Annotated in this window: 11 protein-coding genes and 1 tRNA gene; all 12 read right to left on the reverse strand. The window is 61.4% G+C overall.

Annotated elements, in window-relative coordinates:
* Positions 1-36: 36 nt before the first annotated feature.
* The 12 genes from ppk2 to F1002_RS05715 all read right to left on the reverse strand — a co-directional run bounded on the left by ppk2 (position 37) and on the right by F1002_RS05715 (position 12,674).
* On the reverse strand, positions 37-1,155 hold the full coding sequence (gene ppk2 / locus F1002_RS05660) for a polyphosphate kinase 2 (RefSeq protein ID WP_150428053.1): 1,119 nt from the start codon (positions 1,153-1,155) through the stop codon (positions 37-39).
* Positions 1,156-1,212: 57 nt separating this feature from the next.
* The gene (locus tag F1002_RS05665; protein WP_150428054.1) at positions 1,213-1,668 is read right to left on the reverse strand and encodes a histidine phosphatase family protein; all 456 of its coding nucleotides are present in this window, start codon (positions 1,666-1,668) and stop codon (positions 1,213-1,215) included.
* 141 nt (positions 1,669-1,809) lie between these two features.
* Positions 1,810-1,885: transfer RNA gene (locus F1002_RS05670), tRNA-Phe, on the reverse strand.
* 81 nt (positions 1,886-1,966) lie between these two features.
* Entirely contained in the window at positions 1,967-3,502 is a 1,536-nt protein-coding gene (locus F1002_RS05675; RefSeq protein WP_223879482.1) for a sensor histidine kinase N-terminal domain-containing protein, read from the reverse strand.
* The gene (locus F1002_RS05680) at positions 3,450-4,121 is read right to left on the reverse strand and encodes a response regulator transcription factor (RefSeq protein ID WP_150428055.1); all 672 of its coding nucleotides are present in this window, start codon (positions 4,119-4,121) and stop codon (positions 3,450-3,452) included. The genes F1002_RS05675 and F1002_RS05680 overlap by 53 nt, the downstream gene beginning before the upstream one ends.
* A gap of 321 nt (positions 4,122-4,442) precedes the next feature.
* Positions 4,443-6,119 (reverse strand): cation acetate symporter, encoded by a 1,677-nt coding sequence (locus F1002_RS05685; RefSeq protein ID WP_150428056.1) that lies wholly within the window; start codon positions 6,117-6,119, stop codon positions 4,443-4,445.
* Position 6,120: 1 nt separating this feature from the next.
* Positions 6,121-6,426, reverse strand: a complete 306-nt coding sequence (locus F1002_RS05690; protein ID WP_150428057.1) for a DUF485 domain-containing protein — start codon at positions 6,424-6,426, stop codon at positions 6,121-6,123.
* A 214-nt stretch (positions 6,427-6,640) separates the two neighbouring features.
* Positions 6,641-8,293 carry a chaperonin GroEL gene (groL, locus tag F1002_RS05695; RefSeq protein ID WP_150428058.1) on the reverse strand — a complete coding sequence of 551 codons (1,653 nt, stop codon included), beginning with the start codon at positions 8,291-8,293 and terminating at the stop codon, positions 6,641-6,643.
* Positions 8,294-8,337: 44 nt separating this feature from the next.
* A complete protein-coding gene (groES, locus tag F1002_RS05700; protein WP_150428059.1) occupies positions 8,338-8,628 on the reverse strand; it encodes a co-chaperone GroES in 291 nt (96 codons plus the stop codon).
* A gap of 273 nt (positions 8,629-8,901) precedes the next feature.
* Positions 8,902-9,210, reverse strand: a complete 309-nt coding sequence (locus F1002_RS05705; RefSeq protein ID WP_150428060.1) for a c-type cytochrome — start codon at positions 9,208-9,210, stop codon at positions 8,902-8,904.
* 153 nt (positions 9,211-9,363) lie between these two features.
* On the reverse strand, positions 9,364-10,845 hold the full coding sequence (locus F1002_RS05710; RefSeq protein WP_223879483.1) for a cyclic nucleotide-binding domain-containing protein: 1,482 nt from the start codon (positions 10,843-10,845) through the stop codon (positions 9,364-9,366).
* 98 nt (positions 10,846-10,943) lie between these two features.
* Positions 10,944-12,674 (reverse strand): nitrite reductase, encoded by a 1,731-nt coding sequence (locus F1002_RS05715; RefSeq protein ID WP_150428062.1) that lies wholly within the window; start codon positions 12,672-12,674, stop codon positions 10,944-10,946.
* Between the last annotated feature and the right edge of the window lie 35 nt (positions 12,675-12,709).

The following is a 12,709-nucleotide window of genomic DNA, read 5'->3' on the forward strand; positions in this document are numbered from 1 at the left end:
GGGGCGCGTTTCCTGAAGCGGGATCTGCCGAAGCGCTCAGAGAATCGGCACCCCCTGATGCTCGCCGCGCTCGTAGACCACGTTGGCGCGACCGACGATGAGCGGATCGAGATTGCCGATACGCTGGGTGTCCTTGTTGGCGTACGGCAGCTTGTGCAGGATGTAGCGCATGGCATTGAGGCGCGCCCGCTTCTTGCAGTTAGACTTGATCACCGTCCACGGCGCATCGGCGGTATCGGTGTGGAAGAACATCGCTTCCTTGGCCTTGGTGTAATCGTCCCACTTGTCCAGCGACGCCATGTCGATCGGCGACAGCTTCCATTGCTTGAGCGGGTGCACCTTGCGCTCGCGGAAACGGCGGCGCTGCTCCTCCCGGCTGACCGAGAACCAGAACTTGATCACATGCGTCCCGTTGCGCACCAGCATGCGCTCGAACTCCGGAGCCTGACGGACAAATTCGGCGTATTCGTGGTCGGTGCAGAAGCCCATAACCCGCTCGACACCGGCACGGTTGTACCAGGAACGGTCGAACAGCACGATTTCGCCATTGGTCGGCAGGTGCTGAACGTAACGCTGGAAATACCACTGCCCGCGTTCGATCTCGCTCGGCTTTTCCAGTGCGACGACGCGTGCGCCGCGGGGATTGAGGTGCTCCATGAAGCGCTTGATGGTTCCTCCCTTGCCCGCCGCATCGCGCCCTTCGAACAGGATGACAACCTTGGCGCCGGTTTCTTTGACCCATGCCTGCAGCTTCAGCAGCTCGACCTGCAGCCGATATTTCTGCTGCTCGTAGTTGCGACGCTGCATCAGGTTCTTGTAGGGATAGCCGCCCTCGCGCCAATCCGCCATCAGTTCGTCATCGGGGTTGGGCGCTGCCTCACCTGCCGCCATCCGCTGCTGCTTGAGAACGCCCTTCAGCAGCGCGACCGACTCCTCGACCGGCATGCCGGCGACGACATCGCGCAAGGCGCCCAGTTTCGATCCCTGAGCGGCGTCGACCGAGGCATGCACGGTAAAGCCTTCAATTGCCTTGGGGGTCAGTACCGGCGGCACATCGCCGGCGGCCACGCTGCGCCGCCGACCTCTTGGCGCTGCCGCGGCAGGCGGCTTGACGGGCTGAGGCTGCGGGGAATTCGCTCTTTTTCTGGTAACCATGCTCTCTCCATCGTCGTACGCGAAAAGAGCTATTTCACGCCTAAGCGAGGAGCTTGTCTAGTCCAGTAATTCCGCCGGAATCACGGCACGCAGGACAGTCTGCGTCTCATTGCGGCGCACGCGGTTGCTCAACCACCACAACGCACCTTTCTTGATGCTCCACTCCGACTCCTGGCCCGCCAGTAGCAGCGACGCCATCCGCCCCAACGACGGCTGGTGCCCGACGATCAGCACGCTGCCCTTGGCATGCGGCCATCCGGATGCCGCAATCAATTCCGAAACGCAGGCTTCGGGTCCGATCTTGCGGATGGTTTCGAAAGGCAGATTCAAGGCTTCGGCTGTCTGCCTGGTACGCACGGCGGGACTGACGATGATCCGCATATCCTTCGGTTGATGCTGGCGAATCCACGCTCCCATCGCCTGCGCCTGCTTTTCGCCACGCTCGGTCAGGCGACGCTTCAGATCATCCTCGCCCTCTTCCGCCTCGGCGTGGCGCCACAGCAACAAATCCATGTTCGCACCCTTTCGAAAGCCGACATGATGAGCGCGCAATATTACCGTAGCGTTGCATGAGTCACGTCCCGGCATGGTGCCGAAGCCGTCGCCCAAAAGCAAAAAGCCCGGTCTTGGGAACCGGGCTTTTTGCTTGAATCTTGGTGGCCTGGGGCGGAATCGAACCACCGACACGCGGATTTTCAATCCGCTGCTCTACCAACTGAGCTACCAGGCCAAGAGAGGGCGCATTATAGCGGGGAGACAGCGCTTCCGCAACACTTCTGCGTATTTTTCAGCATTTGCCCGGCAGCGGCGCTCAGGTGCCGATGGGCGGCGACTGGCGATAAAGTTCGGAAAAATCGTCCGGCAACGGCGGCGGCGCTGCCGGCGGGTGCCAGACGGCGAACGGAACGCGCGCAATGGCGCCCTTTCCGGTCGGATTCGGGCGCAGACTGGCCTTGGTGTCGTGCTGCATGGCGATTTCCTGGACGATAGCCAGACCGAGGCCGCTCCCTTCCGTTCCGGCATCGTCAACCCGGTAGAAACGCTCGAACACCATTTCCGCCTGTTCTTCGCTGATGCCGATACCGTCATCCTCGACCTCAAGCAGCACCATGGTCTGATTGGCGACGATACGGCAGGTGACATGGCCTCCGGCCTGGGTATAACGCAGCGCGTTGTCGATGAGGTTCTTGGCCAGTTCGCGCAGCATGAAGGGATTGCCCATGATCATGGCAGGCCCGGGTGACTCATATCCCAGGTCGATATTCTTGTCGATGGCGATCATCACCCAATCGGCCACCACATCACGGATCAAGGCGGAGAGATCTAGGACTTCGTGCTTGCGCTGCGCCAGTTCCCCGCCTTCCGTTCTCGCCAGCGTCAATAGCTGATTGACCAGCCTGCCGGCACGATCCACGCCGGTGGCGATCTGGCGCAGGGCGTGGCGCAACGCTTCCGGATCGGTCTCGCGTATGGCGAACTGGGCCTGCGTCTTCAGGCCGGTCAACGGGGTGCGCATCTGGTGCGCGGCATCGGCGACGAAACGCTGCTGGGCTTCGACGTTGCGCTGCATGCGGGCCAGCATTTCGTTGAACGCCTCGACCAGGGGCTCCAGCTCTTCCGGCACGCGGCGCGTGGCGATCGGGGAGAGATCGTCCGGCTCGCGGGCGTCGATCGTCTTGCGCAAGCGGGTGAGCGGCCGCAAGCCACGGGAAAGGCCGAACCAGACCAGCATCACGGCCAGCGGAATGATGATGAACTGCGGCAGGATGACACTGGCGACGATCTTGTTGGCCAACTGGCTGCGCTTTTCGGTTGTCTCGCCAACCTCGACCACGACCCACTGCGAGCCCGGCATGCCTGGTTCGCTCAGATAGGTATAAGCCAGGCGCAGATCCTGCCCCTTGTAATCTGCGTCGCGCAGGAATATTTCCCCGTGTGCGGCATCGCCGGAAGGCAGGGGCAGGATGGAGGGCAAATCCTTGTCGCCCGCCAGCAGCTTGCCGTCCATGGTGCTGACCCGGAAATAAACGCTATCGGTCTCGTCCGCTCGCAGTAGCGCACGCGCCGAGGCCGGCAAGGACAATTGTGCCTTGCCGCCGACCAGCTTGACCTGGCGCGCAATTGCCGAAACATGCTCGCGCAAGGCTTGGTCGTACGGATAGTTAGCGACGTTGTTGGCGAAATAATGCGTAAACGCGATGCTCAACGGCCAGACAAAAAGCAGGGGGGCGAGCATCCAGTCGAGAATCTCGCCAAACAGCGAGCGCTCGGTTTCCGACGTGGACGACGAAGGGCTATTCGCCTTGCGGTCGCTCAAGGCAATAACCCAGACCACGAACGGTTGCAATCTTCACGCCGCCGGGTTCGATCTTCTTGCGTAAGCGATGAACGTAGACCTCGATCGCGTTATGGCTGACTTCCTCGCCCCAGCCGCAAAGATGGTCGACCAGCTGGTCCTTGCTGACCAGACGCCCCATCCGGCTGAGCAGGACTTCCAGCAGGCCGACCTCGCGTGCCGAAAGATCGAGCGCCTGGCCCTGGATCTGCGCCACCCGCCCGACCTGATCGTAGGTCAGCGCACCGCACTGGATGGTTGGCGAGGTGCCGGCGGAACGCCGGGTCAGCGCCCTGACCCGCGCCTCCAGTTCCGCCAGTTCAAAGGGCTTGACCATGTAGTCATCGGCCCCGAGGTCGAGTCCCTTGACGCGGTCGCCTGTCCCGTCGAGTGCCGTCAGGATCAACACCGGCACCTGGGAGGTTCGCGACCTCAGGCGCTTGAGGACCTCCAGCCCGGAGAGTTTGGGCAGGCCCAGATCAAGAATCAACAAGTCATAGGACACCGTCACCAAAGCGGTATCGGCATCGACCCCGTTGGCCGCCCAATCGACGGCATAGCCGCCCTGGCGCAGGGAACGAGACAGGCCGTCTGCAATAATCGTGTCATCTTCAGCGATAAGAATGCGCATTGTCGATAGCCGCCCTTGCCGGCGTAAGATTTCTGTAAGGCAGCCCGCCTATCCTGAGCGGGCTGTTCTCCTTTTATGGTCTTCGGAGTATGCGGTTTCGCCGCTGCTCAGGGGGTCGCCCGATCCTGCACTGGGCAACCCCCTACCGTTTTTTTCCCCTGCAAACCCCTACAGTCTAACAAAGAAACTGCCCTCCGATTTCGGCAGCGTACCGGCACGTCCGCAATCTGGCGACCTGCCTATCGGCATCGCCTTGCCGCGCAAACCGTAGACGAAAAAAAGCCCGGGAAACCCCGGGCTTTTGGTTTGTTGCAATCCCGCTTAGTGAGCCGACGCGGCGGCAGCACCCAGACCGGTTTCCGAACGCAGCTGCTGCGACGGATACAGGGCACGTTCCTTCTTGGCCTGTTCGGAGTTGTCCAGGATGGACACCAGCCAGATCGTGAAGAAGGCAGCGGTCATCGAGAAGATGGCGGCGGAGTTGTACGGGAACCAGGCAGAACCCTTCGGGTTGTGCAGCACGGCTTCCCAGACGGAGGCGGAACCGATGGTCAGCACGGCAGCCAGGATCAGGCCGACGAAACCACCGACCACGGCACCACGGGTGGTGCAGTTCTTCCACAACACGGACATGAAGAGAACCGGGAAGTTGGAAGAGCAGGCGATGGTGAAGGCCAGCATGACCATGTAGGCAACGTTTTCCTTCTCGAACATGATGCCGAGAACGATGGCGAGGGCGCCCAGAGCCAGGGTGGCGATCTTGGAGACGCGCAGTTCCTGTTCGGACGAGCAGCCCTTGTTGAACACGGAAGCGTACAGGTCGTGCGACACGGCGGAAGCGCCGGACAGGGTCAGACCGGCAACCACAGCCAGGATGGTAGCGAAGGCCACGGCAGAGATGAAGCCGAGGAACAGGTCACCGCCGACAGCCTTGGACAGATGCACGGCAGCCATGTTACCGCCGCCCTTCAGACCCTTGGCCAGTTCGCCGCCGACGTAGAAGTCGCCCGGATTCTGGATCAGGTTGGTGATGGCGCCGAAACCGATGATGAAGGTCAGGATGTAGAAGTAGCCGATCCAGGTGGTTGCCCAGGCAACCGACTTGCGGGCTTCCTTGGCGTTCGGCACGGTGAAGAAGCGCATCAGGATGTGCGGCAGGCCGGCGGTACCGAACATCAGGGCCATACCGACGGAGATGGCGGAGATCGGATCCTTGATCAGGGCGCCCGGTGCCATGATGGCATCCTTCTTGGAGTGGACCTCAACAGCCTTGGCGAACAGCGCTTCCGGCGAGAAGCCAAACTGCAGCAGAACGGCCACGGCCATGAAGGTAGCACCACCCAGCAGCATGACAGCCTTGATGATCTGCACCCAGGTCGTCGCGGTCATGCCGCCGAACAGCACGTAGGCCAGCATGATGCAGCCGACGAGGATTTCGGCGTAGAGGTATTCGAGACCGAAGAGGATCTTGATCAGCTGACCGGCACCGACCATCTGCGCAATCATGTAGAAGGCAACGATGACCAGGGAAGCGGAAGCGGCGAAGACGCGAACCGGGGTCTGCGAGAAGCGATAGGAGGCCACGTCGGCGAAGGTGAACTTGCCGAGGTTACGCAGGCGCTCGGCCATCAGGAAGGTGATGACCGGCCAGCCGACCAGCCAGCCGATCGAGAAGATCAGGCCGTCGAAGCCGTTGGCGAACACGAGACCGGAAATACCGAGGAAGGACGCGGCGGACATGTAGTCGCCGGCGATCGCCAGACCGTTCTGGAAGCCGGTGATGCCACCGCCACCGGTGTAGAAGTCGGCAGCCGACTTGGTGCGGGCGGCAGCGAGCTTGGTGATGTACAAGGTGAAGCCGACGAACAGGCCGAACATGACGATGGCCGTCCAGTTGGTCGCCTGCTTCTGGGCCTGGCCGAGATCGGCGCCGGCGGCGTAGGCACCACCGGCGAGCGCCAGGGCGGCTACAGCGGAGAGAATGTGCTTGATGGACATATTACTTCTGCGCCTCCTTGATGATGGCTTCGTTGGTCGCGTCGAACTCGGTGTTGGCGCGGCGGACGTAGACCCAGGTCAGGACGATGGTGAAAACGATGACGCCGACGCCCAGCGGAACACCGAGGGTGGTCACGCCAGCACCGGTCTTCTGGGCCAGCAGTTCCTTGTCGAAAGCGACCAGCAGGATGAAGCCATAGTAGGCGGCTGCGCTGATGATGGCCATGATGATCGAGTATCGATTGCGCATGGCAATGAACTCGTGAAACTTCGGATTCTTGGTAATCCGATCAAGTACGTCTTGCATTGATTTGCTCCTCAGATTTTGTTTATAGAGGCATTGCTGCGGAGCGTAATTTAGGCGTGGCGTCTTACAATTAACTTACAGGGCGTAACGCGTTTCCCGAAAGTTAATCCACGACCGAAAAGCCTTGAAGCATCTCGAGATTTGATCGACGCCAAAAGAAAAAGCCCCGCACTGGGCGGGGCTTTCGGCGTGAGCGGAAAGGCTCAGCGAGGCATTACATGCCCATGCCGCCCATACCACCCATACCACCCATGCCGCCCATGTCGGGCATGCCGCCGGCCGGCTTGTCTTCAGCCAGTTCGGCAACCATGCACTCGGTGGTCAGCATCAGGCCGGCCACGGAAGCAGCGTTTTGCAGCGCGGTGCGGGTGACCTTGGTCGGGTCCAGAACGCCCATCTCGACCATATCGCCGTACTCGCCGGTAGCGGCGTTGTAGCCGTAGTTGCCCTTGCCGCGAACGACCTTGTCGACCACGACGGACGGCTCGTCGCCGGCATTGCCGACGATTTCGCGCAGCGGGGCTTCGATGGCCTTCAGGATCAGCTTGATGCCGGCATCCTGATCGTGGTTGTCGCCCTTCAGCTTGGCGATGTTGGCGCGGGCACGCAGCAGGGCGACGCCGCCGCCGGCCACGATGCCTTCTTCAACGGCAGCGCGGGTAGCGTGCAGGGCGTCTTCGACGCGGGCCTTCTTTTCCTTCATTTCGACTTCGGTAGCAGCGCCAACCTTGATGACGGCAACGCCGCCAGCCAGCTTGGCAACACGCTCCTGCAGCTTTTCACGGTCGTAATCGGAGGTGGCTTCCTCGATCTGGATACGGATCTGCTTGACGCGGGCTTCGATGGACACGGCTTCGCCGGCACCGTCGATCAGGGTGGTGTTTTCCTTGCCGATTTCGACGCGCTTGGCTTGACCCAGATCCTTCAGAGTAGCCTTTTCCAGCGACAGGCCGGTCTCTTCGGAGATCACGGTACCGCCGGTCAGGATGGCGATGTCTTCCAGCATGGCCTTGCGACGGTCGCCGAAGCCCGGAGCCTTGACGGCGACGGTCTTCAGGATGCCACGGATGTTGTTGACGACCAGGGTAGCCAGGGCTTCGCCATCGACGTCTTCAGCGATGATCAGCAGCGGACGGCCGGCCTTGGCGACTTGTTCCAGCACCGGCAGCAGGTCGCGGATGTTCGAGATCTTCTTGTCGAAGAGCAGAACGAACGGGTTGTCGAGCAGGGCGATCTGCTTGTCCGGGTTGTTGATGAAGTACGGCGACAGGTAGCCGCGGTCGAACTGCATGCCTTCGACGACGTCCAGTTCGTTGTTCAGGGACTTGCCGTCTTCAACGGTGATGACGCCTTCCTTGCCGACCTTTTCCATCGCGTTGGCGATGATGTCGCCGATGTCGGCGTCGGAGTTGGCGGAGATGGAACCGACCTGGGCGATTTCCTTGGTCGTGGTGCACGGCTTGGAAATGCTCTTCAGTTCGGCGATGGTGGCGGCGACAGCCTTGTCGATGCCGCGCTTCAGATCCATCGGGTTCATGCCGGCGGCAACGTACTTCATGCCTTCGCGGACGATGGCCTGGGCCAGCACGGTGGCGGTGGTGGTGCCGTCGCCAGCGATGTCGGAGGTCTTGGAAGCGACTTCCTTGACCATCTGGGCGCCCATGTTGGCGAATTTGTCCTTCAGTTCGATTTCCTTGGCGACGGAAACGCCGTCCTTGGTGACGGTCGGGCCGCCGAAGGAGCGCTCGAGCACAACGTTGCGGCCCTTGGGACCGAGGGTGACCTTGACGGCATCGGCCAGGATGTTGATGCCTTCAACCATGCGGGCGCGGGCGGAATCGCCGAATTTGACTTCTTTAGCTGCCATTTATTAACTCCTGAATTGATCTGTTCGGAAAGTCTTCCGGCCGCTTAGGCCTGGATGACGCCCATGATGTCTTCTTCACGCATGACCAGGACTTCCTGACCATCGACCTTGACGGCCTGACCGGCGTACTTGCCGAACAGAACGCGATCGCCGACCTTGACGTCGAGGGCGACGTGCTTGCCGTTCTCGTCGCGCTTGCCCGGACCGACGGCCAGGATTTCGCCCTGATCCGGCTTCTCGCCAGCGGAATCCGGCAGAACGATGCCGGAAGCGGTGGTGCGTTCGGCTTCAACGCGCTTGACGATCACACGGTCGTGCAAAGGACGGATATTCATAAAACAGACTCCTCAAAATGAGTTGCAACAAACTTGAAATTGGCCGGACGCGGTTAACACGGTCACGGGACCGGGCGGGCATTTATTAGCACTCGTCACCGGTGAGTGCTAATAATAGGGACGAGGCGGACGGATTTCAAGAGCACCTCCCGAAATAATCTGCGAACGACCATCACCGGACACCGCCCCCACCCCGGCCACCTTGCTCGCCGCCGACACACCGACAAAAAAAGACCGGCAGAGCGCCGGTCTGTGCAGCGAAGCCTGTTTCGCTTACTTCTGGGCGAGAATCCAGGTCGTCAACTTCTTCGCTTCTTCAGGCGTCACATTGTTCGGCGGCATCGGGATTTCGCCCCAGGCGCCCTTGCCGCCGGCCTTGACCTTGGTTGCCAGCTTGTCGAGGGCGCCGGCATCGCCCTTGTACTTGGCGGCGACATCCTTGAATGCCGGACCGACCAGCTTTTTGTCCACCGCATGGCAGGACAGGCAGTTCTTGGCCTTGGCCAGCGCCTCGTCGGCCATAACCTGCCCAGACAGGGCCAGGCTGGCGGCCATCATTGTTGCGACGTAGATTGCTTTCATCGTGAAACCCTCATGGAAATTAACGCGAGGGCGTACTCTCCCGACTGGAGATTTTCCTGCCTTGATGAACATCAAACCGCAGCGGAAAGACGCCCTGTCGGGCCCTGCCGGGATGCGGACAATTGACGACCGTCAAGTCGGGCCACCCTGACGTTATTTGGCCAGACGCTCGAACAGCTTGACGGTGGTATCGACACAGCGCAGCAGGCGCTCCCCCTCGGTCAGCACCAGGCGGGCATGCCTGAGCTTTCCCGCATGCGACAGATCGGGGCAGAGGGCGCGAACGAATCGCTGCCACTGGCTGGCCACGACGTCGAGCTGGGCCGCGAGTTCGGCCTGACTGCCGGCGGCGCGGAGCAACTCCTGCAGATTGCTTTCGAATTCCCGGCAGGTATGTCGCGACAAGTCGCCAATACGGTCGTTCAGGCTCCCCCAGTCGTGGAACAGGAAGAGCTTGCAGATCTGCTGCGACAACATGCGATTGCGCCCGGCCGTGTTGACGTAATGTGCCTCGGGAATCCCCGCCAGTTCGGCCGCACAGACAGTCAGGCCGTTTGCCGCTTCGAGAAGCTCTTCGCTGAGCGCAAAGATGTGCTCGGCATCCGTGATCTCCTCGCTCTCCATGGCCTCGCAGTACGAGGGCCACAGGCGCTTGATCGCCGCCAGCCAGGAATCGGGCTCGCCCCCCAGGCCCAGGTCATCGAGCTTGTCCAGGTTGCGGATGAATTCCTTCTCGTAGAGGCGAAGCTTGGTTCGGGCACGGCCGGGCGCCACTCCGGCGACGGCGCTCCCCCAGGCCACGGCCATGCGTTGCGAGAGAAGGCGCAAACGACCGCACATATTGACCAGAACGCCGGACGAAATCGCCTTGCCGAGAGGCCGCCCGCCTCCTTTGCGCTTGCGGCTGAAACTGAGTCGTTGCCGGGCATCGCCACTGACTGTATCGAGCAGCGCCGCATTCTGGATATGCACGCAGCGCCCCTCAACCACGATGACGCCGTTATCGCTCAGTTCGCGGAGATTGCGGGAAAGCGATTCCGGCGTCATGCCGATGCGAGCGGCGATCACTTTCTTGCTCGCTTTCAGAATCACGGTTGTCTCACCCGCCAAGCCGGCGCGTTCGCCAGCCTGATCCAGCAGGTAATCGAGCAGGCGCTGGGCACCCGTGAAGCCATGGTGAAACCCGGCCGCATCGAATTCGGTGGCGCACTGGCGCCGGGCCATTGCCGCAATGATGCGGCCAGCCAAAGCAGGGTTATGGAAAACCTCCTCGCGCAGCTGGCGGGCATCGACGGCGAGCAACAGCGTCTGGGTGATGGCGACACAACCGGCCGCGTAATGGGTGTTGCCGAACACCTCGCCCAACCCGAGCGCTTGCTCGTTCTGCACGATTTCAATGACCCGGCTGGCACCGCCGGGCACATCGACCACGCGCTTGACGCTCCCGCTGAACAAAATATAGGCCTCGCGGATCGGCTGCCCGGCCTGATAAAGGGTTTGATTGGCCGACAGTTCGACGATGCGGCTGGCGGCGGCAAGCCCGGTGAGCAGCGCAGGCGGCAAGCCCCCCAGCAACAGGCTGGCCGAGAGCAATTCGCGCTGGGCGCGATACGGATCGTTAAACCGGGCATTCAAAGTGGGGGTCCCTGCATGTAGTTGCCAGAACGACATGCTATGAAAAAAGAAGGAGGGGGATAACTCCCCTCTCGGTGGAATCACCCCCTCCTTTCGTCTTAGTAGACGTCGTGCTGCGTGTTGAACACGTTGAACTTGCCGGTCGGCGTGACCAGCCTCTTGTCGCGGATGACGGCCTTCAGCTTGCGCGTCTTGTCGTCGACGACGACGATGGCCGACTCCTGGTCCTTGCCGTTCCACACCGAGAACCAGACTTCATCGCCGGCCTTGTTGTATTCCGGCTGCACGACACGCTTCGGACCTTCCTTGATGCCGGACCATTCGCCGATCGGGATCAGCTCGTAGCCCTTGTCCAGATTGTTGACGTCATAGACGGCGACGGACTGGCTGATATTGGCTTCCGGATTCAGCGTGGTGTCGACCCACAGGTTCTTCGACTTCGGATGGGTCTTCAGGAACAGCGAGCCGCCGCCCAGGCCCTTCAGCGTGCGCACGACCTTCCAGGCATTGTCCGGATGCTTCTTCGGATCGGTGCCGATCAGCGAGATGGTTTCGTCACCGAGGTGGCCGGTGGCCCACACCGGCCCGAACTGCGGATCGACGAAGTTGGCGCCGCGGCCCGGGTGCGGGGTCTTGCCGACCTCGACCAGTTTCTCCAGCTTGCCTTCCTTGGTGTCGATGACCGCGATCTTGTTGGAGGCATTGGCGGCATCCATGAAGTAGCGGTGCGACGACTCGAATCCGCCGTCATGCAGGAAAGGGGCGGCCTCGATCATCTTGATCCGGAGATTCTTCAGGTCGCGATAATCGACCGAATAGACCATGCCGGTTTCCTTGACGTTGAGGAAGAACTCGGGGTTGTAGTGCGAAGCGACGATGGCGGCGACGCGCGGTTCCGGGTGGTATTCCTGGCTATCGACGGTCATGCCGCGGGTCGGCACGATCTTGCGCGGCTTCAGCGTGTCGCCGTCCATGATCACGGCCTGGGGCGGCCAGTAGGTGCCGGCGATGGCGTACTTGTCCTCGTAGCCCTTGGCCTTGGAGCTTTCGACCGAGCGGGCTTCCATGCCGACCTTGATTTCGGCGACGGTATCCGGCTTCTCCATCCACAGGTCGATCAGGTTGATCTTGGCATCGCGGCCGATCACGAACAGGTAGCGGCCGGAAGCCGACATGCGCGAGATATGCACCGCATAGCCGGTGTTCAGGATGCTGACGATCTTCTTGGTGTCGCCGTCGATCAGCGCGATCTCGCCGGCATCGCGCAAGGTGACCGAGAACAGGTTCTCGAGGTTGAGGTTGTTCATCTTCTTGGTCGGGCGCTTGTCGACCGGAACGATGACCTTCCACGAAGCCTCCATGTCCTTCAGGCCGTACTCGGGCGGGGCCGGCGGGGTCTGCTGGACATAGCGGGCCATCAGATCGACCTCGGCATCGTTCAGCACGCCGGAAGTACCCCAGTTCGGCATGCCGCCGGCCGAGCCGTACTTGATGAAGACCTTCAGGTAATCCATACCCTTGTCGAGGGTGATGTCCGGTGTCAGCGGCTTGCCGGTGGCACCCTTGCGCAGCACGCCGTGGCAACCGGCACAGCGTTCGAAATAGATACGCTTGGCCTTCTCGAACTCGGCCTCGGTCATCTTCGGAGCCTTCGGGTTGATATCCTGGTGCATCGGCACAGCGGCCAGCGGCGAACCGCCCCCGGCCTGGTAATCGCGCATGGTGCCGCTACCGTGTTCGGCAGGTGTTTCGGCAAATGCGAGTTGGGTCAGCAGTGCCAGAACCGGCAAGCTGACCAGCGTTCTTACTCCCGTTTTTCTTGAAATCATCGCTCCCTCTTTCTCCACAAAAATGAACAAGGAAG

Origin of the sequence: Dechloromonas sp. CZR5 (assembly GCF_008711155.1) — a bacterium.
Lineage (GTDB): Bacteria > Pseudomonadota > Gammaproteobacteria > Burkholderiales > Rhodocyclaceae > Azonexus.

What these genes read in the sequence shown, in the direction of transcription:
- ppk2 (WP_150428053.1), bottom strand. Translation starts at nt 1,155, where the DNA reads ATGGTTACCAGAAAAAGAGCGAATTCCCCGCAGCCTCAGCCCGTCAAG.
- F1002_RS05665 (WP_150428054.1), bottom strand. Translation starts at nt 1,668, where the DNA reads ATGGATTTGTTGCTGTGGCGCCACGCCGAGGCGGAAGAGGGCGAGGAT.
- F1002_RS05680 (WP_150428055.1), bottom strand. Translation starts at nt 4,121, where the DNA reads ATGCGCATTCTTATCGCTGAAGATGACACGATTATTGCAGACGGCCTG.
- F1002_RS05685 (WP_150428056.1), bottom strand. Translation starts at nt 6,119, where the DNA reads ATGTCCATCAAGCACATTCTCTCCGCTGTAGCCGCCCTGGCGCTCGCC.
- F1002_RS05690 (WP_150428057.1), bottom strand. Translation starts at nt 6,426, where the DNA reads ATGCAAGACGTACTTGATCGGATTACCAAGAATCCGAAGTTTCACGAG.
- groL (WP_150428058.1), bottom strand. Translation starts at nt 8,293, where the DNA reads ATGGCAGCTAAAGAAGTCAAATTCGGCGATTCCGCCCGCGCCCGCATG.
- groES (WP_150428059.1), bottom strand. Translation starts at nt 8,628, where the DNA reads ATGAATATCCGTCCTTTGCACGACCGTGTGATCGTCAAGCGCGTTGAA.
- F1002_RS05705 (WP_150428060.1), bottom strand. Translation starts at nt 9,210, where the DNA reads ATGAAAGCAATCTACGTCGCAACAATGATGGCCGCCAGCCTGGCCCTG.
- F1002_RS05715 (WP_150428062.1), bottom strand. Translation starts at nt 12,674, where the DNA reads ATGATTTCAAGAAAAACGGGAGTAAGAACGCTGGTCAGCTTGCCGGTT.